Annotated in this window: 19 protein-coding genes and 1 pseudogene; 15 read left to right on the plus strand and 5 right to left on the minus strand. The window is 69.0% G+C overall.

The window, feature by feature from the left end:
- The first annotated feature begins 196 nt into the window (after positions 1 to 196).
- The 13 genes from RNB18_RS30510 to RNB18_RS30570 all read left to right on the plus strand — a co-directional run bounded on the left by RNB18_RS30510 (position 197) and on the right by RNB18_RS30570 (position 11811).
- Entirely contained in the window at positions 197 to 817 is a 621-nt protein-coding gene (locus RNB18_RS30510) for a hypothetical protein (protein WP_311717350.1), read from the plus strand.
- A complete protein-coding gene (locus RNB18_RS30515; RefSeq protein WP_311717351.1) occupies positions 793 to 3423 on the plus strand; it encodes an ATP/GTP-binding protein in 2631 nt (876 codons plus the stop codon). The genes RNB18_RS30510 and RNB18_RS30515 overlap by 25 nt, the downstream gene beginning before the upstream one ends.
- A gap of 316 nt (positions 3424 to 3739) precedes the next feature.
- Complete coding sequence (locus RNB18_RS30520; RefSeq protein WP_311717352.1) at positions 3740 to 4351, plus strand: hypothetical protein; 612 nt, start codon at positions 3740 to 3742, stop codon at positions 4349 to 4351.
- Between the two features lie 47 nt (positions 4352 to 4398).
- A complete protein-coding gene (locus tag RNB18_RS30525) occupies positions 4399 to 5274 on the plus strand; it encodes an ATP/GTP-binding protein (protein ID WP_311717353.1) in 876 nt (291 codons plus the stop codon).
- 71 nt (positions 5275 to 5345) lie between these two features.
- Positions 5346 to 5990, plus strand: a complete 645-nt coding sequence (locus RNB18_RS30530; RefSeq protein ID WP_311717556.1) for an SAF domain-containing protein — start codon at positions 5346 to 5348, stop codon at positions 5988 to 5990.
- On the plus strand, positions 5990 to 6817 hold the full coding sequence (locus RNB18_RS30535; protein WP_311717355.1) for a hypothetical protein: 828 nt from the start codon (positions 5990 to 5992) through the stop codon (positions 6815 to 6817). Before RNB18_RS30530 ends, RNB18_RS30535 begins: the two co-directional genes overlap by 1 nt.
- Positions 6818 to 6926: 109 nt before the next feature.
- Positions 6927 to 8294 (plus strand): CpaF family protein, encoded by a 1368-nt coding sequence (locus tag RNB18_RS30540; protein ID WP_311717356.1) that lies wholly within the window; start codon positions 6927 to 6929, stop codon positions 8292 to 8294.
- Positions 8291 to 9232, plus strand: a complete 942-nt coding sequence (locus RNB18_RS30545) for a type II secretion system F family protein (protein ID WP_311717357.1) — start codon at positions 8291 to 8293, stop codon at positions 9230 to 9232. The genes RNB18_RS30540 and RNB18_RS30545 overlap by 4 nt, the downstream gene beginning before the upstream one ends.
- Positions 9229 to 10113: a type II secretion system F family protein gene (locus tag RNB18_RS30550; protein ID WP_311717358.1), complete on the plus strand. Its 885-nt coding sequence runs from the start codon at positions 9229 to 9231 to the stop codon at positions 10111 to 10113. The genes RNB18_RS30545 and RNB18_RS30550 overlap by 4 nt, the downstream gene beginning before the upstream one ends.
- 39 nt (positions 10114 to 10152) lie before the next feature.
- Entirely contained in the window at positions 10153 to 10467 is a 315-nt protein-coding gene (locus tag RNB18_RS30555) for a hypothetical protein (RefSeq protein ID WP_311717567.1), read from the plus strand.
- Positions 10467 to 10892: a TadE family protein gene (locus RNB18_RS30560; protein ID WP_311717359.1), complete on the plus strand. Its 426-nt coding sequence runs from the start codon at positions 10467 to 10469 to the stop codon at positions 10890 to 10892. The genes RNB18_RS30555 and RNB18_RS30560 overlap by 1 nt, the downstream gene beginning before the upstream one ends.
- Positions 10889 to 11350, plus strand: coding sequence for a TadE/TadG family type IV pilus assembly protein (locus RNB18_RS30565; protein WP_311717360.1), 462 nt, complete (start codon positions 10889 to 10891; stop codon positions 11348 to 11350). The genes RNB18_RS30560 and RNB18_RS30565 overlap by 4 nt, the downstream gene beginning before the upstream one ends.
- The gene (locus RNB18_RS30570; protein WP_311717361.1) at positions 11350 to 11811 is read left to right on the plus strand and encodes a pilus assembly protein TadG-related protein; all 462 of its coding nucleotides are present in this window, start codon (positions 11350 to 11352) and stop codon (positions 11809 to 11811) included. Before RNB18_RS30565 ends, RNB18_RS30570 begins: the two co-directional genes overlap by 1 nt.
- A gap of 3 nt (positions 11812 to 11814) precedes the next feature.
- Here the strand turns inward: RNB18_RS30570 and RNB18_RS30575 are convergent, their stop codons facing one another.
- Complete coding sequence (locus tag RNB18_RS30575) at positions 11815 to 13056, minus strand: IS110 family RNA-guided transposase (protein WP_311717557.1); 1242 nt, start codon at positions 13054 to 13056, stop codon at positions 11815 to 11817.
- 562 nt (positions 13057 to 13618) lie between these two features.
- On the opposite strand from RNB18_RS30575, the gene RNB18_RS30580 reads away from it, so the two are divergent.
- Positions 13619 to 17080, plus strand: a complete 3462-nt coding sequence (locus RNB18_RS30580; RefSeq protein ID WP_311717362.1) for a LysM peptidoglycan-binding domain-containing protein — start codon at positions 13619 to 13621, stop codon at positions 17078 to 17080.
- 37 nt (positions 17081 to 17117) lie between these two features.
- Here RNB18_RS30580 and RNB18_RS30585 read toward each other — a convergent pair whose 3' ends face one another.
- Positions 17118 to 17546, minus strand: a complete 429-nt coding sequence (locus tag RNB18_RS30585) for an Imm53 family immunity protein (protein ID WP_311717363.1) — start codon at positions 17544 to 17546, stop codon at positions 17118 to 17120.
- On the opposite strand from RNB18_RS30585, the pseudogene RNB18_RS30590 reads away from it, so the two are divergent.
- Positions 17512 to 17719: pseudogene (locus tag RNB18_RS30590) on the plus strand (ATP-binding protein); the annotation flags it as partial. The gene RNB18_RS30585 and the pseudogene RNB18_RS30590 overlap by 35 nt on opposite strands.
- A gap of 15 nt (positions 17720 to 17734) precedes the next feature.
- On the opposite strand, the gene RNB18_RS53810 reads toward RNB18_RS30590, so the two are convergent.
- From RNB18_RS53810 to RNB18_RS30600, 3 genes are all read right to left on the minus strand, one after another.
- The gene (locus tag RNB18_RS53810; protein WP_394817703.1) at positions 17735 to 17785 is read right to left on the minus strand and encodes a hypothetical protein; all 51 of its coding nucleotides are present in this window, start codon (positions 17783 to 17785) and stop codon (positions 17735 to 17737) included.
- Entirely contained in the window at positions 17785 to 18117 is a 333-nt protein-coding gene (locus RNB18_RS30595; protein WP_311717364.1) for a YybH family protein, read from the minus strand. Before RNB18_RS30595 ends, RNB18_RS53810 begins: the two co-directional genes overlap by 1 nt.
- A 295-nt stretch (positions 18118 to 18412) precedes the next feature.
- Entirely contained in the window at positions 18413 to 20227 is a 1815-nt protein-coding gene (locus RNB18_RS30600) for a DUF2637 domain-containing protein (protein WP_311717365.1), read from the minus strand.
- Positions 20228 to 20263 lie beyond the last annotated feature (36 nt).

The following is a 20263-nucleotide window of genomic DNA, read 5'->3' on the forward strand; positions in this document are numbered from 1 at the left end:
TGCGGGAAACCGCAGGCCGCGCATCCCAACGACCAGGCCCGATGGGCAAGATGCCCGTTCTCCCCGAGAGAGCGGACGGCGCCGGGCCAGGGAGCGGCGACGTATCGGGGAGGTACGCCGGAGCCGCGGGCCGGACGAGCGTCGGCGGAAGGGGAGCCAGGCGGCAGCCCGACCCCCGACCTCGCCGCGGCTGCTCATGCTGAGCACCCTCACCCTCGCCCTCCTGGGCATCGCCCTGCTGGCTGTGCCGCACAGGCCGGCGCCACCGGCGCTCACGGCGCCGTCGATGGCCACCACTCCACCCGCCACGTCCGCTCGGACCACGGCAGCCTCTGCGCCTGCGGGCGGCCGGCCGACCGTCAACCCGGCTGCTTCCACGCGCTTGGCCACACCGGCACGGTCGGCCCCCGCGCCTGCTCTCCCGCCGCACGGTGAGGGCATCGCCGGCGACCGGGCCATCCAGGAGGCACTGGAGTCAGCGTGGCCCGCCGACCTTCCCGCCGCCGACGAGCGGGAGTTGCTCGCAACCGGGCGCGCGCTGCTGCGCGCGGACGCCACCGGTGTCGGCCGTGCGCCGTGGCCGCACCTCTTCTCCGGCTCGGGCCAGGCGCTGGCCCCGGCCTTCGCCACCGGCCGTTTCCGCATCCAGGCCGCGATCGCCCGCCGCGACGGCAGCCCGGACAAGGCGGTGGTCCATCTGGTGTGGGCGGGCATGGACCGCAGCGGCACCTTCACCGACCTGCGCATCACCGACTGGTTCTTCACCCGCACCACGACGAAAGGAGCAGGCACGTGGACTCCGCAGTCCCGCACCTGACGAACCCGGCTCCCCAGAACGCTTCCGGTCAGGTCCTTGGCGCGACCGCCTGGCTCGTCGGAGCCGTCGACTGGCTGTATAGCCACTGGTACTTCCTGGTCCTGGCCGTCTGCGTGTGTTGGGGGGCGGGCGAGATGGTGGTACGGCGCCTGGCCAGGCGCGCCAGTGCCGAGCGGATGGCCCTGGAGCTCACGCCCAGCCGGCACTTCGACCCCGGCCTGGAGGAGATCTTCCGCCGCGGGGTGCAGTTGGCGCGTGCCTCGACGAGCATGCCGTGGTGGGCGCCGCGCCGGTCGAAGACGGTGCAGATCAGGCTCCGCGCGGACGGCTCCAGTGCGCTGCGCTACCGAGTCGAAGGTCCCGCGGGTGCGCAGCGGCTGCTGTCCATCACCCCGTTCGGGCCGAACGTCACGGTCGAGCGGGCCCAACCGATTGCGGACAAGCCGCGCGAGCACGTGGTGCGGGCGGAGTTCATCCTGCGCGGCAAGCTCACCGCACCGTTGCGGGAGGTGCCGCTGGATCCCGACCCGCTCCAGCCTCTGGTCGACGCCGTGTCCGACCTGCGCGCCGAGCTCGGTGACCTCGCCGAGGTCCGCCTCGACATCCAGCGCGCCCCCAAGTGGGCCTTGCGCGCCCGCCGTCTGCAGCTCATGAGCGCCGCGCGCCGCCGGGAGCGCCGGGACACCCAGCGCGTGGGCCGGTGGGTGCGCCAGGACGCCACCGGGATCGAGGACTCACTGCTGTGGAATCTGCAGGCGTTGGTCACCGGCAAGGACGGATCCGGGGGGCGGCGGCTGGTGATGCCCCCCGTGCCGCGCCGGGTGGATCCGGGCGAGGCGCTCGGCAAGCTCGCCGACGACGACCACCTCGTCCGGGTGCAGCTGCTGGTGATGTGCGCATCCAACACCGGCGGGCGCGCCGAGGCCCGCCTGGCGCAGCTTCAGGCCGCCTTCGACATCTTCGGGGGCAGTTCGCGGTGGTCGATGCGCGGCTGGCGGTTGGGGCCGTGGCGGGTGGGTGCCGATCAATGGCCCACCCGGCGCGGCTTCGAGCGCCGCTGGCAGCTGGGCCAGTGCCAGCCGCCCCGCGCGAATTGGGTCCGGCTGGATGAACTGGTCGGGCTGCTCAAGCCACCCACCATATTTTGCCGGCTTCCCCTGCTCGCCGGTGACCTGCCGACGTTCGAACACGGAAATCCCGACCTGCTGTTCCAGGGCATCTACCGGGAGAGCGACGGCCGGAAGCGTCTGGTCGCCACCCATACGGCGGAAACGCTCTTCGAGTGCGGGGTGGGCAAGGCCGGCGGCGGAAAGACGGAACGCGCCCTCGCGCAGGCGATCGCCTGGGCCCACAGCGGCGGCGGGTTGATGTTCGTCGACCCGCACCGTGACTCCTGGGCGCGCGCCGCCACGTTCCTCGCCCACGACCACCTGATGGAAAGGATCGCGCTGATTGATCTCAGCACCGCGGGGCCGTCTCCGATGTTGAGCTCGTGGAACCCGATCGCCATGCACCACGGGCAGGCCCCGCACGAGGTGGTGGAGGCCGTCACCGACGCGTTCGCCGCCGTCCTGGGCTGGGACGATGCAACCGCACCGCGGGCACTGACCATCCTCACCTCGTGCGTGGCCGTGCTGGTGGCCGTCAACCAGGCCGCCTGCCAGGCGCGCCGGAGCGAAGACCAGGCCACCCTCTTCCACATCCGGGCCCTGATCTCCGATGACGAATTCCGGGGCGCGGCACTGGCCGCCGTGGCGGACCGGCTGGACGAGGAGACCCGGCAGTGGTGGCGGAAGGTGTTCCCGACGTTCCTCTCGGACGCGTTCGCCGTGGTCCTCAATCCGCTCGCCCGGCTCGCAGCCCACCCGGTCACCCGCGCCTTCCTCGGTCAGCCGATCGGCGTCTACAACAGCCGGGCAGCCATGGACCAAGGGATGATCGTGTGGGTGTGTCCGGGCGGCAACGGCCCCACCGACCGGCTGCTGACCGCGTTGCTCGCCCGGGACCTACTGCGGGCAGTGCGCTCGCGACGGGACACCCCCGAGGACCAACGGCGCCTGTTCAAGCTGTACTTCGACGAGCTGATCACCCTGACCGGTGCAGCCCCGGAGACCATTGCGTCGATGTTCGAGGACTTCCGCAAGTACCGGGCCACCGTGCACGGTATGACCCAGCTCCTGGGCCGCCTGCCTGCCCCGGTGCGGATGTCGCTGACGCAGAACGCCTCCACGCTCGCGTCCACGGCGGGATCCCAGAGCGCGATCGCCCCGATCACCGCCGAGTGGGGAGACAAGCCCACCCCCGGCGAGGTGGCCACCCTCGACCGGTACGAGCACTACATCTCGCTCACCGTCAACGGCCGCCGCGTCGGCCCCGTCCGGATCACCGGCCCGCACCTGGACGAGGTGTTCGCCGACTATGCCCGTCCCCGCATGGTCGATGCCCTGGAACGGGCCGCCCGCGCCACCGCCGAAGCACAACCGCTCACCGACCTCCTTGCCCGGGCCGCTGCACAGCAGGAACGCGTCCGCGCCTTCCTCACCGAACGCGCCCCAGCCGCCACGGCCGACGTCCAGCTGAGCAAGCCCGAGAAGCGTTATACCTGACCCACCCAGCGACCACCCTCAATGGACGCCCCCCTTCCGCGGCCCTTTCAACGTGCAATCCGCAGCAGGGTCGTTAGCAGAAGTGATGGTAGAAGCGACGGATCGAATAACTCGAAATCCGCTTTCTATTGTGGCCGTGCACGTCCCGAGATGTACGGGTGAATTCAATTTACGCGCTGGGAATTTGACTGGCTCATGCGTAATCTTGTCGCTACGCAAACGGATCACCGCAGCTGGACCAGGCCGCGGAGCTGGACTGAGTCCGCCGGCGGCTCAGACAGCGGTCAGGTCACACCGCGCCGCACGGGGAGACCACGTGACACACGACCACAACAGCTCAATGACCACGGTTGTTCGCATCCGGAATCGGCGCACGGTGTCGACGGCACTCGTGGCCCTTGCGGCGATGGCCACGGCTGCTGGCTGTTCCTCCGGCGATAAGGACGAGAGCGATCAATCGCCCGCCCCCAGCAGTACGGCTCCCACGAAGACCGTATCCGCTGACGAGGCGCAGGCCCGCAAGGCCGTCATCGCCGCCTACCAAGGCATGACCGATGAGCAGGTCAAGGCTTACGCGAAGTCTTCCCTCGCCAGCAGCAACATCACCAAGTACGCCACTGGCAAGGCTCTGCGAGATGTGAAGAACGCGGTCTTCGTCAACCTGCAGAACGGCATCGTCGTCCAAGGGGAGCCCGAGGTGACAGCGGACGAGGACGACGTGACACTCGACACCGCTAGCAAGCCTCAACGTGCGTCCCTGCAGGTGTGTTTCGACATGAACACCTGGGAGCCGATTGACAAGAAGACTGGCAAGAGCGTCGCTCCGCCCGAGCAGATAAGGCGGTACACCATCGCCGTCCAACTGCAAGAACAAGGGTCCCGGTGGCTGGTCACTGAGGAGAAGGCGGACAAGGAGAAGAAGTGCTAAGTCGCCGCGCCCTTGTCGGCGCCGTGTTAGCCGCATTAGTCGCCCTGGTGTCGGGAGAAGTCACCGCGTATGCCGATGGCGGCAAGGTCGTCTGTGACGAGAAGGGCTTCTGCCGAGTCGTGGCGGACGACACCACCACGACGCCGGGCAAGGAAGGTGACGGCCAGCAGGCCTCAGACGCCAGCACCGGCAAGCCCAAGTGCTACGACAGCAACATGGACGCCGAGACGGACGTCCCCTGCTACCTGAAGGGCTTCGGCTACTGGGTCAACGGCAGCAATTGCTACTTCCAGGAGGCCGATCCCCAGCCACCAGCGGGCGATCCCCGATGGGAGGGCCACGACCCCGCGGATGGCGCGGTATATGACGCGTACTGCCCCGACAACCCGAACAAGAACTCCCAGTGGTTCGCCCAGCCGCCCAACGGCGGCGCGGGTGTTGACCCGGAGGTACTGGCGCAACAGGCGGTCAAGAAGATGAGACTGCTCGGTCCGGACATCGCCAGCCCGCGGGCCGCCGGGCGATACACCGTGGGCGTGCCGCTGTGGATGTGGGTCAACCAGAGCGCGACAACTTACGGTCCGCAGTCCGCGTCGGCGTCTGCCGGCGGAGTGAACGTCACGGCCACGGCGAAGGTCTCTCAGATCGTCTGGCAGATGGGCGACGGTGCCACGGTGACATGCCGGGGCCCGGGCACGATCTACCAGGCGTCCGCCGGCATGGCGGAATCCCCGACCTGCGGCCACGTCTACACCAAGGGGTCGGCTGACGCCCAGGGCAGCAAGTACCCGGTGACCGCGACCTCAACGTGGGCGATCGACTGGGAGGTCACTGCTGGCGGAGGCGGGCAGACCGGCCAGCTCACCCAGATCCAGCAGTCGCAGATGCAAGTAGCGATCGGTGAAGTTCAGGTCGTCAGGTAAGGCACCGGAAGGATGAAGCGTTGAGCAAGACGGAAGAGCGCACGGCTCCGCACGTGACCGCGCAGGGTCAGATGGCCGGTCCGGTGGCGCCCCCGCGGGTATCGGCCCGCCGTCGCCGACCAGGTGTCATCGCCCTGTCCCTGGCGCTGATCGCCGCCGGAGGGGCCGGCGTTGCCGTCCTGCTGCTCCAGGTCGGCAACCGCACCGAGGTGGTGACCGTCGTCCGCGACGTCCAGGTCGGCCAAGTGGTGACCGAAGACGACCTGGGCAAGGCCTCCCTTGCCCTGGATCCGTCCGTCAAGGCGGTGCACGGCACCGACATGGGCTCGGTCGTGGGCAAGCGTGCCGCGGTCGAACTCAAGCCCGGCTCTCTGCTAGCCCCCTCCCAGGTGACGAAGGGCTCGCTGGTGAAGGCCGGCGAGCAACTGGTGCCGATCGGGCTCAAACCCGAGCAGCTACCGGCAACGGCGCTTGTACCGGGCCAGAAGGTGCAGCTGGTCCACGTCCCGGCCCAGGGGCAGGCGGACAGCGGCAAACCCTCGAGCACCCCGCCGGAGACCATCGACGGCCGGGTGGTGAAGGCCTCCACCGCCGCTCCCGGCACCGGGACCGTGGTCGTCGACGTCGCCACCACCACGGAGGACGGCCCGACCGCCGCCGCGTGGGTGTCCGCCGGCAGGCTGCGCCTGGTCCTCGCTGCTCCGGACGGCACCTGATGGCGGTGATCGCGCTCGCCGGGTGCAGCGGCGCGCCCGGCGTGACCACGAGCGCTCTGGCCCTGCTGCTGTCCTGGCCCCTTGCCCCCGGCCGACGGATGATCCTCGCAGAGTGCGACCCGGACGGCGGAGCCGTGCCGCACGGTCTGCTGCAGGGCTCACTCGGCGACCGGTACGGTCTGCGCAACCTCTCGGTCGCCGCCCGCAAGAACGAGTTCAGTGACGCCTTCTGGCGTCAGCTGATCGACCTCAGCAGCGAGGACGGCAAGAGGGAGTCCCCGCGCGACCGGCTGCTGCTGCCCGGCATCACCGACCCCGCGCAGACGGCGAGCCTGGGCTCGGTCTGGAAGATCCTGGCGCAGATGTTCCGCGGCATCGACGCCCAGACCCAGCACGACGTCCTGATCGATCTCGGCCGCCGCGGAGCGTACGGGCCGTCCGGCGTCCTGGCGGAGCAGGCCGACGCCGTGTTCGTCGTGGTCCGCAACACGCTGCGCTGTCTGCAGGCGGCCGAGGGCAGGGTGCGCACGCTCGAAGAGCGCGTCGGCGACGTCGGTGTCGTGATGATTGACGAGGGCCCGTATCCGGCGGGCGAGGTGCAGCGGGTTCTGCAGGTGCCGGTGGTGGCCACGCTGCCGTACGCGCCGAATTACGCCCGGGTGCTGTCCGACGGCGTCGAGCAGCCGCGCCAGTTCACCAGGTCGCCGCTCATGAAGGCCGCCCGCATGGCCAGCACTCCCCTGATGCAGCGGGCGGCCATGCGCCGGGCCCGTCTCGATCCCCGGGGCCTGCGCACCGCGGGCGGGGAGGTGGGCCGTGCACGGTAGGCCGCTGCATCCCGACCCGAGCGTGGCACCACCGCCTCCAACGTGGGTGCCCCACAGCAATGGCACACCCTCGTCTGCCGGTGCTGCCTCGAGTACGCACACGCTCGGCATGGCAGTTCCTCAGGTCACCGTCGACTACAAGGTAGCCCGGGACATCGCCTCCCAGGTCGCCAAGCAGCGCGAGGAACTACTGAAGACCAAGCCCGATATGGACCTGGCCAGCGAGGAGCAGCGCTGCCTGAACTGGATCGCCGAGGCGGTGGCGCTGTGGTCGGACGCCCAGGCCATGACGCCGCAGGAGGACGAGGCGCTGCGGCGCGCCGTCTACGACCAGCTCTTCAGGGCCGGGAGGTTGCAGCCGTATCTGGACGATGACCGGGTCGAGGACATCATCATCCAGGGCCCGCACGAGGTGTGGCTCGACTACGGCGACGGCGAACGCCGCAAGGTGGGGCCGATCGCCGAGTCTGAAGAGGAACTGCTGGAGCTGATGAGGGAGTTGGCGAGGGGTTCCGGGCACAACGAGCGCACCATCTCCACGGCAAACCCCACCCTCGCGCTGTCTTTGCAGGACGGCTCCCGTCTGCAGGCCATCACCGGGCTGGGTCCGATGACCTATGCGGTCATCCGCCGGCACCGGGTCTCCCACGCCGATCTTGACGACCTCGTACGGCTGGGCACGATCGACCCGATCCTGCGCGAGTTCCTCGGGGCGTGCGTGCGCGCAGAGAAGAACATCATGATCGCGGGGAAACAGAAGGCCGGAAAGACCACTTTGATGCGGGCGATGCTCAAGGAGTTCGACCCGGAGTGCCGGTTCGCCACCATCCAGACCGAGGATGAGCTGTTCGCCCACGCCAACGGCTACCACCGCCAGGTCGTCTCCCTGATCGGCCGCGAGTCCAACGGGGAGAAGGACGTCACCGGGCGCGGCGCCGGCGAGGTGACCCTCCTGGACCTGATGCACCCGGCACTGCGAATGTCGCTGGAACGGATCGTGGTCGGCGAGGTCCGCGGACCCGAGGTCGTCGCGATGATGCAGGCGTTGACGAACGGATCGGGCGGCAACCTGTGCACGATCCACGCCCGCCGCCCGGACATCATCTTCGACCGGATCGCCGAGCTGTACGCGCTCGCCCAGCAGAACCTGTCCGAGCAACTCGCCTACCGGCAGACCGCCAACGGCCTGGACTTCATCGTCTACGTCGACATGACCGACGAGACGCAGATCGGCGGCCGCCGCCACCGCTACGTCTCCCACGTCCTGGAGCTCACCGGGATCGGCGAGAACGGCCGCCCAGCCACGAACACCATCTTCTCCCCCGGCACCGAATTCGGGGACCTTCGGGCAGTGCCGCGCATGGATCCCGGCTGCATCGACGACTTGCGCCGCGTCGGCTTCGACTCCACCCTGCTGCAGCAGCCCTACGGGGCCTGGCAGGCGCCGCTCCCCTTGAAGGTGGAGGTGCGCCGATGATCCTGTTGTGGGGGCTGCTGTGCGGCATGGCCGTCATCGGCGGGCTGATCGGCGTGGTAGCCGGTGCCGTTGGCACCACCGCGCCCCGCCGGGCTCCTCTACGGCAGCGCTTAAAGGTCCTGGGCGCAGGAAAGGAGCAGAGCGTGGACGTCCGGCTGCGGCGCCGGACCCTGGTGGGCGTGGCGGCCGCGGTCTTCGTCGCCGTGTGGCTGGTCTCGGGGAACTTCGTGGGCGGGGCGCTGCTCGGCGCGGCCGTCATCGGTGTGCCGTGGCTGATCACCCCAGCGCAGATGGCGCAGGAGCGCATCGGGCAGCTGGAGGCGCTCAGCGTGTGGACCCAGCGTCTGGCGGGCCTGCTCCGGCTGGGCATGGGCCTGGAACAGGCGATGATCACCAGCCGACAGGGGGCACCGGAGGAGCTCGCCCCGCAGATCGTCAACCTGTCCGACCGGCTGCGTCTGGGCTGGCGCCCGGACGGAGCGCTCCGCGCGTTCGCCGACGAACTCGACGACGTCACCTCGGACAAGGTGGTCGCCGCGCTCATCCTGTCCGTCAACGACCGCGGCCCGGGCCTGGCCCAGGCGCTGGAGGATCTGGCGGGCACCGTCCGCGAGGAGGTCGCCAAGAAGCGCGCAATCGAGGCGGACCGGGCCAAGCCCCGCACCACCGTGCGGTGGATGACCGTCATCACCGTGGGCATCGTGGTGGCCGGGTTCTTCGTGCCCTCCTACACCAAGCCCTACTCCACGCTGCTCGGACAGTTGGTGCTGGCGTTCCTGACGGCCGGGTTCATCGGGGTGCTCGCCCTGATGCGGCAGCTGGGGTCCTTCCGCCGCATCCCGCGCTTCCTGATCACCGACCCGTCCAGCGCCGTCCGCCTGCCCGCGCCTGCGGCGGAGCCGGTCGCCGGCCGTGAGCCGCAAGGAGCCACCTCATGAACCTGCTTCACGTCGTGGTGACCGGCGGCACGGTCGGTGCCGGTCTCGCCCTGCTGGTACGGGAACTCCTGCGCCCCCAGCCCGCCTTGGGACCGGCTCTCGCGCGCAGCGCCCCAGCGACGTTGACCATGCCCGAGCCGGAACTGGACCGCGAGGAGAAGTGGGGCCGGTGGCTGCTGGCCCGCCTCGAGCGTCTGCCCGGCGTCCGCATCCCCACCACCAACCTGGCCCTCCTCGGGCAGGGACCGGGCCAGTTCATGCTGAAGAAGACCGCGCTCGCTGGTCTCGGCCTGCTCTGCCCGGTGATCGCGACGATTCCGTGGATCATCGCGGGCGTCTCCCTGCCGTTCTACGTGCCCGCCGCCGTCGGACTCCTCATCGCGGGGCTGCTGTTCATCACCCCCGATCTCGCGGTACGGGACCAAGCCAAGCGGGCACGGGAGGAATTCGCGCACGCCCTGTCCGCCTACCTCGACCTGGTCGCACTCAAGCGGGCCGCCGACGCCGGCCCTGCCGAGGCCCTGGAGAAGGCCGCCGAAGCCGGCGAGGGCTGGCCGTTTTTGTATCTGCAGGGCGCGCTGCGACGGGCCCGGCTGGAGAAGATCCCGCCCTATGAGGCGCTCACGCAGCTCGCCCATGAGTACCACCTGCCCGTCCTGGACGACGTCGCCGACATCATGCGTGGCAGCGCGACCGACGGCGCCGCCGTCTACAAGGCGCTGCGGGCCCGCACCGCAGCCCTCAACGCCGAACTGCTGGCCGATCAGGCCGCCGAGGCGAACGCGGCCAGCGAGAAGATGACCGCGCCTGGAGCCTTGTTGGCCGTCTTGGTCATGCTGCTGATGGCTTTCCCCGCGGTGATCCGCATGCTGACCGTCTGAGACCAGCACCTCATTCAACGCCCCAGAGAGGTAAGGAACATGAAGCACACCGCAGCCCGCACCCGCCGCGCGGTGCTCCAGGCGACCACGACCCCGCACACCGGCTTCCGCACCGTGTCCCGTTGGCCGGGCCGTGGCCGCCAGGGCGCGCAAGCCCGCGTGAATCGTGCGGTCCTCCGGCTGACGACCCGAGTACAGGAAGGCCTTGAGGAGGCCGCCCGCCGACCGGACCGCGGCGACATCAGCACCACCACCGTCATCATCTGGGTGGCCGCCGTCACCGGTGCCGTCCTGATCGCCGGGACCATCGCCATAGTGATCGCAAAGTACAACGGCGAGCTCAACGGCCTGTGATGCCAGCTCCGGAGCAGCTGAAGAGCTGGTGGCAGGGGCGAAGATGGCGCCACGACCGTGGTGACACCTCCATCCAGATGGCGATCATCTTTCCCTTCGTGCTACTCGCCACCGTGGCCGTCATCCAGGCCTCCATGTGGTACTATGCACGGCAGATCGCCCTGACCGCTGCCCGCGAGGGCCTCACCGCGGCCCGCTCATACGAGTCGAACCCGGCCGACGGTGCGACCCGGGCCCGGGAGGTCCTGGGCCGGACCGCTGGCGACAGCCTGCGCGGCTACAGCGTCTTTGCCAGCAGCGACGGGCAGCGGGTGCGGGTTCAGGTCTCCGGCACGGCCCTGTCGATGATTCCCGGCCTGTCGGGCTTGCAGATCACCCAGTCGGCGTCCGGCCCCGTTGAGCGCTGGACCGTCCCGGGAGGGTGAACCACGTGCGATACACGGACCGATGGGCTGGCAGGCTCCGCAGCGATGAGGGCAGCGCCGCGATCGAGGCTGCCATCATCCTCCCTGCGCTGATCATGTTCCTCTGCATGGCGATTGCCGGGGGCCGCATCGTCACCTCCGGAGCGAAGATCGACGCAGCCGCTGAGGACGCGGCGCGGGAGGCCTCCATTCACCGCACAGCAGGGGCCGCGCTAGGCGCCGCACAGGCGGCAGCCGCCGAGTCCCTGACCGACCAGGGCATCAAGTGCGCCAACACCAGCGTCAACATCAACACGGGCGGTCTGAACGTACCGGTGGGACAGGTAGGGACGGTCACCGCGACCGTGACCTGCACGGTCAAGCTCTCCGATCTGCTGCTTCCCGGGGTGCCCGGAGCGAAGACGCTCACGTCGACCGCCACCTCGGTCGTGGACCAGTACCGGCAGCGGGGTGACTGATGAACTTCCGTCCTTCAGGACTACGGCGAAGGCGGCGGGACGACGCCGGAGGCATCACCGTTTTCGTCGCCGTGTGCGTCATCGCGCTGATCGGGATCATCGGCATCGCCGTCGACGGCGGCAGCAAGATGCGTGCCACGGAACGCGCCGACTACCTCGCCGGCGAAGCCGCCCGGGCGGGCGGGCAGGCCATCGATCCCACAGAGGCCATCAACGGAACCGCAATCGTCGTGGATCCACAGGACGCAGTGGCCGCCGCCCAGGCCTACTTGGGCTCCGCCGGCGCCACCGGAACGGTCAGTGTGTCCGGCGACGGCAAGACCCTCACCGTCAGCGTCACCGGCTCCTACGACACGAAGTTCCTGTCGGCGGTCGGGATCGGCTCGTTGTCGGTGACCGGCCACGGCACAGCCACCCTCCTGCATGGCGTCACTGCTCCTGAAGACATCGCACGGAACTAGACGTCAAGCAGCAGCCGCTAGAGAGGAGGGAAACGCCAGGTGCTCTTCGAACAACGAGCGGGTCTGAAGGCAGTGGTAGAGCTGTCCGAGCATGTGATTGAACAGGTGCCGTTGGGCCTGCGCGTGCCAGTCTCCGTGCGCACGTCGGCGGCGGTAGTGGGCGCCCGCGCCCTCGGAGGCCTTGATGGCGGAGAAAGCCCACAGGTAGCCGGCATGGTTGAGACGGTCGTTCTTGACCACGCGACGCCCGACGTAGTGCTTCTTCCCAGAAGATCTAGTGACCGGAGCAGAGCCCGCGTAGGCCTTCAGGCCCCTGGCGTCGGTGAATCGTCGGCGGTCGTCACCGACCTCGGCGAGCACCCGGGCACCGAGCTGGACGCCGAGCCCGGGAAAGCTGCAGATGATCTCAGCATCCGGGTGCTGCGCGAACTCCTCTTCCACGGCCTTGGCCAACTCATCGGTTGCTACGCAAGCGGCGTCCAACTGCCTGATCAGAGCGAGCATCTGCTTGCCGAGCGCCTCCTCGACTCGGGTCGGCTGGTGGGCGTAGTCGCCGCGGAAGACTTCCCGAAGCCTGTCGGCCTCGGCCTCAATGCCTCGTGTGCGACCGGCACGCTTAAGAGCCGAGCGGAGCTGGGCGCGCGTCAGTCGGGCGGCTTGAGTGGAGGTGGGAGCAAGTTTCAGAAGCTCGCGGGCCTCGGGACGGCACAGACCGTTCTGCCACGCGGTGAAGGCGTTCAGGGCGGCTGGGTAGTACTCCCGGAGCAGGGAGCGAAGCTGATTGGCCAGCTGTTGCCGGTTCCAGGTCGCATCCTGCTGGGCCCGGGCGAGTACGGCGATAGCGCGGGCCAGATCGGTATCGGCGGGCAGGGGGCGGTGCATCGCCATGTCGGTACGCAGAATGTTCGCCAGGACCAAGGCGTCGCCGGGATCGGACTTCTTCCGGCTCACGCCGTGCCGGTCGCGGTAGCGGGCAGCAGCCATCGGGTTGATCGCGAAGACCTTGCGCTGGCCACTGCGCAGCACAGCCACCAGCAGGCCGCGGCTCGTCTCGATCGCCACCGGAATGGGGTCGGCTTCGGTGTCGCCGTGCTCGGCGAGCAGGTTCAGCAGGAGTTGGTAGCCAGCGGCGTCATCAGTGATGCGGCGCTTGGCGAGCAGCTGGCCGGTGTCGTCGACCAGAGCAACATCGTGATGGCGCTCAGCCCAGTCGATTCCGCAGTAGATCAAGGTGCCCCTCCCCATCGTTCTGGCAACTGCGCTGGCCACGAGCGCATGCGGGTCACGCGGCTCCCTAATTCCAGGCCTCAAGATCGGGCCGACATCGCACAAGCCGTTCGCGACACCAGCGCGCCTCACGGGCCTCGGTCTTGCCCAGAACTCACCAGTTCGGGACGTTCAAGAAGTCACCGTGAAGCGGGCTCGCACCACCAACACCAAAGAATGGCCGTCGCATTGAGTGGTGACCACACGAGAGCGCCAGGCACGGCCAGCCTTCAGGAAGGCCTGCGCTGCCGGGAAACTGAAAGGTCTGCACCCGGCGCCCACGAGTCGCCACCACGCGATGCCTGGGACGGTGGCTGCGTGGGTGCCGAGCAGCACCGCTCTCTCAGAAGGCCTCGCCGGGCCAGGAGCGACCCAGGTATCTACTCGACACCCACGCAGCCACCACCCATAACCACGCCCCGTACCTGGCGCGACGCCCCTGCCTTATCTGAGCCGGCCAGCGCATCACACTCCCAAAAATCGAACAGTCCACCAGCGGAGATCCGTCCGAAGTAACCACACGAGAAGAATTAGGAAACTGATGCGCACCGCCCTCTCCCCGGCCGCGACGGCCGGCCGCACCCTGGCTCGGGTCCTCAAGGCCGTGCTCAGCTTGATCGTCCTGGCTGCCGCGGTTGCCGGGCTGCCGCTGCTGCTGGCCTGGGCTACGCCGGCCATCTGGGGTGCCACCCACGACGACCTCACGCACTTGCTGGACCGGCAGGACACCGGGGCGGTGTTCCTGCTGCTGCTCGTCGCGGTGGGCTGGATCGGGTGGGCACAGTTCGCGTTCTGCACTGTCCGCGAACTGATCGCGCAGTTGCGTGGCCGCACCTGGCGCGCCCCGCGCGGTCTGGGTTCCTCGCAGCGGGCCGCCACTCTTCTGATCGGCAGCATTCTGGTCCTGCTGCCCACGAGTTCGGCTCTGGCCTCCGACGCGCAGGCAGCACCAGCCACGACCGCAACCCTCACCCCCGGCCAGGCAACGCAGGCCGCAACGGCCGCCGAAGCCGATCACGCCCCCGCGTCCGCGGCGAGCACCTCGAGCAGCCCGTCGTTGTACACGGTGCGCGAGATGCGGCCCGCGGAAAGCCTGTGGGGCATCGCCGAACGGGAGTTGGGAGACGGCGAACGGTGGCGCGAGATCGCCGACCTGAACGAGGGCCGAACCATGGCCGTTGGCCACATTTTCCGCGCGACTAGCTTTCTGCAACCCGGCTGGCAACTGCAGATGCCCGATGCCGCCGACACCGCAGGAGCCGTCCGTACGCAGCTGGGTGACGGCGCCCCGGATTCCGTCGAGAAGGGCGAGCGCGTCGTCACGGTCCACTCCGGCGACTACCTGTCGAAGATCGCGGAGGAAGAGCTCGGCGACGGTGACCAGTGGCCTCGCCTGTTCGAGGCCAGCCGGGACAAACCGCAGCCGCGCGGGCTGCCCGCTATCTCCCACCCGGATGTCATCTACGCAGGACAGCAGGTCACTGTGCCCGGCAACCAGCCCGACCAGCCGCGCCAAGACCAGGACCAGGACCACGGTGACGAGTCGGAGAGCCAAGAGGCCACTCCCCCAACCACGCAGAAGCCTGAGGGGGAACCAACGGCGGGCGGGGATGCAGGGGATGAACAGGCGCCCGCTCCCAGCAACACCGCCGCGCCTGCGCCTCAAGCGTCGGCTCCCAGCACTGAAGTGAGCCGCCCTGCCCAGGAGGGAAGGCAGGACCAGGCCTCTCCATCTGCGTCGGCCTCCGCGACGCCAGGGCCCAGCACCAGCGCTTCGCCCTCTGCCGCCTCGCCATCGGCTGCATCAACCGGCTCCGCTGCCTCGGCAGCCGCTACCACGGCGTCCGATGCCCCAGTGCCAGCCCCGGCCAGCGGCCCGCTGAGCCTGCGCACCGCTTTCGGCGCCGGCGCGCTCTTGGCCGCCGCCATCACCGGGGCCCTCACCCTGCGCAGGATCCTCCAGCGCCGCCGCCGCAAGCCAGGCGAGAAGATCGCTATCTCGTCGGAGGCATCCCTCGCAGAGGCCCAGTTGGCGGCGGCCGCCGAGCCGAGCGGAGCTGCCCGCCTGGACGTGGCGCTGCGGACGCTGGCCCACAGCGCGGCTCAGGAGGAAGGCGCCGCGGTCATGCCGGCGCTGCGGGCCGCGCGGATCGGGGCCCGCACGGTGGAGGTGCTGCCCGAGGACTTCTCCCAGGAGGCGCAGACGCCCTTCGTCTCCGGACGGGGCGGTTGGTGGATCCTGCCCCCCGATGCGGTCCTCCTGGACGAGGAGGCCGCCCGCGAGGTGTCGGCACCTTATCCGGGGCTGGTCACGGTCGGCAGCACCGAAGCGGATGAACTTCTGCTGCTCAACCTTGCGCAGCTGCCTGCGTTGCTGCTGGACGGCAATCCGGTCCACATCTCCGAAGTGTGCACCTCGCTCGCTCTGGAGCTGGGAATGAGCCCGTGGGCGAGTGACGTCGAGGTCGTGACGACCGGGTTCGGTGAGGACCTGCCGCAGCTGCTGCCCACTACGCGGATCGCCCACATGCGGCAGGCCGCCCACGCACTGCGCGATTTGTCCGAGCGGCTACTGGAAGCGCACCAGATGCCCGAGACGCGGCATCAGCCGTATCTGCTGCTGTGCGCGTCGTCTCTGGCCGCGGACACGGCCTGGCAGCTCGCCGATGTCATCGACAAGTCCGGCACGGTTCCCGTCACTCTGGTCGCCCCGGCGAGTTCGGCGGCCGCACACTTCCCTGACGCGGAGATCCTCAACGCCTCACTCAGTGGGCCGCAGAACCTCGACTACGCCGGCACCGGCATCACGGTGCAGCGCCTGGAGCACGCCGCCTATGTGCAGATCACCACCGCGCTGAAGGTGTCCGGGCAACCGTCGCACCCGGCCGAGGGTCCCTGGCAGGACGTCCCGGACGAGCCCGGCGCAGTGCAGCAACCGGACGCTCCTCTATCAGTGGACCCCATTGCGCCGACGCCTGCTACCCCGAACCCTTCGCTGGCAGGGGATGTGGTCGGCGAGGCGTTCCCAGCTCTGCTCGCCGCCACCTCCGATCCCTCCGGGCTTCGGCTCCTGCCCACGACGCCAGCTCAGGCCGGCGCCCGGCCAAACCCAGACACCGGGACAGCGCTCTCGGGTCCCGACCCTGTGGCGGCCGCGGACACCGCTGGAAAAGGGGCTGCCAAAACTGACGGCCACAAGGAGCCCACCGAGGAAGGCAAGCCAGAGACGCAGGAGGGCGAGGCGCACGACCTGCACGCGCCGGAGATCCGGGTCCTAGGCCCGGTCGAGGTGACCGGCGTGGACAGCACCGGCCACGGCCCCAGAATGGCGCAACTCGCGGCCCTGTTGCTTTTCCGGCCCGGGCGGAGTGCCGATGACTTGTGTTCGGACATGGATCCCGTAAGCCCTTGGTCGCTCAGCACCCTCAACGCCCGGATGCAGGGCCTGCGTCGCTCCTTGGGGAACGACCCGACCGGCGCCCCCTACGTGCCGCGCCGCACGACCGGCGAGAGTCCCTACCGGCTCTCCGCCGGCGTGCGCTGCGACTGGACCCGCTTCCTTCAGCTCGTCGAGCGGGCCCTGCCGCTGGGACCGGCTGGCCTGACCGATCTGGAGAGAGCGCTCACTTTGGTGCGAGGCCGGCCGTTCGGCGGCAAGCCCCTGCCGTGGGCCGAGCCGTACCAGCAGGAAATGATCACGCGCATCATCGACGTCGCGCACACCGTGGCCACTTACCGCACGCCCCCAGGCCCGCACCACAACCTCACCGCGGCCCGGCAGGCCATCACGACCGGCCTCGACGCCGACCACACAGCAGAGCTGCTGTATCGGGACTGGCTGCGGATCGAGCATGCGGCCGGGAACCGCTCCGGCCTGCACACTGCCATCACCCGCGTGCAACAGGTCAACCGGTCACTGGACTGCGGTCTTGAGACGGAGACGGAACAGCTCATCAACGATCTTCTCCACGGGAGCGGATCGGCGCTGCGCAAGGCCCATTAGTGCTCTGACCGCAGAGCTCCCGCGGCTGTGGGAGTACTCAGAGAGTGTTGCCGGTCGCCCAAGAGCGGAACAAGGCAAGGGCTTCGGTGAGGTTGCCGGGGCCGCACCTGGCGTGAAAAGTCTTCTCGGGAGTCCACGCCCAGACCCAGCCATAAGGGCTGCGGTTGACGTCTTGGCGGGGGTACTCGTGTCCTTGCAGGTCCGTCTCCTCCAAGTCGATGGTGACGGTCCGCCCGCGGTCGTCGAGCGTAGCGATCTTCAGGCCCCAATGGTGCTCCCATTCCTCGTTGCACTGCGCGGCGTACCAGTGCTGCAGCCAGCCAAGGGCTTCCCCGAATCGTTCATGCCAGGGGATGCCAGGCGAATCCCGCACGGCGCGCCTGGTCCAAGGATCTCGGTCGAGGCGACCGCGTCGTGCTCGGCGAGTCGTCATCGTTCTGACCGAGCTGGAGGAGGAGAACAGCATCGAAATCGCCTCCAACGAGGCGTTCACCGGCCGGTCCAAGACCTTCACCGACCCGCGGCTCTGCGCGGCGATCGTCGACCCGGCTCACCTTCAACGCCACTCTCATCGAGACCGGAACCCAGTCCTACCGCCTGGACCGCACCAAAGCCAACGAGACCAACCGGACAAAGTGACTGCTCCCGCACAGATCACGTGCTCAGATGCTCATGCAGAATCTTCCACCCGCCGTCCCGCCGCACTATGACGTTCGTGCCCGCCCCTGTCCAGAGCGCGGTTTACCTCCCACGACGCCCGTCCAGGCGAACCGATAACGGCACACGGTGACATCCACTGTGGCAACGGGCCACTCCAGATCCCTGACCTCATACACCTCATCGAGAATCGTCGCGAACGTCCTCTCGATCGCGGACCGAATCTCCTCGACACGCCGAAACGATCCGTCCGAGAACCAGTACGTCGCCTCCTCCGCGATTAACGGCACGACGCGCGAGATGTCGTGGCTGTTGTTGGCCCGCTCGTATTCGCCCAGGAAAGAGGCGAGTTCTGCTTCCAAGGATTCCCGATCCGTCACACAGCCATCATGCCGACGCTCACGCACGGCGTCACCACCACCGGTAGTCCCAGATCAAGCCGCCCTCCGGGCCACCACACGACGCCTGATCTTCACGAATCATCCTCAACCGGGGCCAGTTGGAGTCACCCTGGTGGGGGCCGAAAACGGACGCCCTGGACAGGCACGGGCCGCGCAGCGCGCGTCGGCCTCCGGGAGGTCGAGGCAGCGCAATACTGGGCTGAGCAGATACGCCTTGTGATTGCGCCGCCGGTGAGGGCGGGCAGGGTCGGCCATTGCACCGGTGCCGTAGGTCTCACGGTGGGGTTCGCGCATGGTGGTGGGTGAGAGCCTGCCAGCGTCGTTCGAAGCCATCGACCTGTGCAGCGAGGTAGGCGATGGTAATGGGCTTGTTGTGCTGCGCAGTGATCCCCTGAGCTGCGCAGTCCTGCGCAATGGCTTCGAGCGATGGAGGGCCGCTGCGCGCCCGCTGCTCTGCCCAGAGGCGGTAGATCCGGAACGGCAGAAGGTAGCGGCGCAGATTGGAAGGACTGACCGGCTGCTTTCCCCCGCGGCCCTTCATGCCCTTCTCCTGCGCCAGGAAGGCTGACAGTTGCTCGGCCTCCTGCGTCGAGGATTGCAGTTCATCGCCGCGCTGTGTCTGCAACTGCGACCACGCCAGGTAGTACCGGTCGACGGTGGTGAGTTGAGCAGAGACGAGGGCCGTCTCTTCGTCGGGCAGCGGGGTGCCGATAGCGGTGTTCACGCAGGGCCCGCGCTGGTCCTTGGCCGGCTGCGCGCCCACGCCGGTGTCCGCCTCGGGCTCCTCTTCGCGCGGCACAGGCTCGCCGGCCTGGTCCTCGTCGGGCTCGTGGGCTTCTTGGTCGGCAGGCTGGTCCGTCTCGTCGGACTCAGTCTGCTGGAAGGCGCCGGCGAACGCCGTCAGGTCCTCGCCGGTGAGGGGACGCCCGCCCGGGCCGGTGATGGTGTCGCGCTCGTAGGCGTTCGCGGCTGGGTAAGGCCCGTTCTCCTGCGCGTACATGAACCAGGAGTTGGAGAAGTAGTCGTGCCAGGCCACGTCCGTCTGCTGCCCTTCGGGGGCAGGTTCGGGCGGCGGACCATAACGCTGCTGGAGGACCTGCAGGAGAGGCAGCACCTGCTCGTCGGTGAGTACGCCACCGGCCGCGGTGGTGGTAATGCCGTGCTCCTGAAGCCAGTACACGAACTGGGCGGCGGTGGGCTCGGTCTGGAAGCGCGCGATCCAGGCTTGGTAGGCGTCGGCGAAGCCCTCGGCCGCATCCTTCTCCGCCGGCTCTGTGGGGGACGGCTCCGGCTCGGCGGGCCGGTCCTGCGTCTCGGGTGGGCCTGCTTCAGTGCGCAGTTGGCCCGGCTCGTCTTCCCGATCGGCCGCCGCCTCAAGCGCGGCATCCTCCGACTGGAGGTGGGCGGGTGGCCGTCCGGCGGTGAAGGTGAATGCGATCGGTAGCTCGTCGATTCCGGCAGCGGCCAGGCCGGCGGGAGCCGTCTCGGCGAGCGGCACACCGTAGCGGGCCAGGCGCAACGGCATCAGGGACTCGACCGGTGCCTTGCGCCGCCAGGCGCGGCCGAACCGGGAGCGCAGGCTGCTCTGGTAGACCAGGCGGTCCCTTTCGAGCCGGATGACCTGCTCATAGGAGCGCAATTCCCACAGCTTCATCCGTCGCCAGAGCAGGAACGTCGGCGCCGGGGAGAGAATCCAGCGGCTGAGGCGCACCCCCTCTATGTGCGTGTCGGCGGTGATGTCGGTGATCCTGCCTGTCGCATGCCGAGCGGCCTCAACGGCGACCACGAACAGCACCGGGAGCGCCGCGTGCATCGCGACGCCGAGCGGATCGCCCCAACTGGCCGCACCGTTGAAGGCGATCGTCGCTGCCGTCAGGAGCCAAGCCGTCTGCCGCAGGAGGGGGAAGGTGATGCGGATCCAGGTGAGCAAGAGGTCCAGGGCGAGCAGCACACAGATGCCCGCGTCGATCCCGATTGGGAAGACGTAGGCGAACGTCCCGAAGCCCTTCTTCACCGCCAGTTCCCGGACCGCCGCGTACGAGCCTGCGAAGCCGATACCAGCGATAACGACCGCTCCGGTGACCACCACACCGATGAGAACCCCCTGTGCCCGAGTCAGCCGGGG

This window comes from Streptomyces doebereineriae (assembly GCF_031845645.1).
Classification (GTDB): domain Bacteria; phylum Actinomycetota; class Actinomycetes; order Streptomycetales; family Streptomycetaceae; genus Streptomyces; species Streptomyces canus.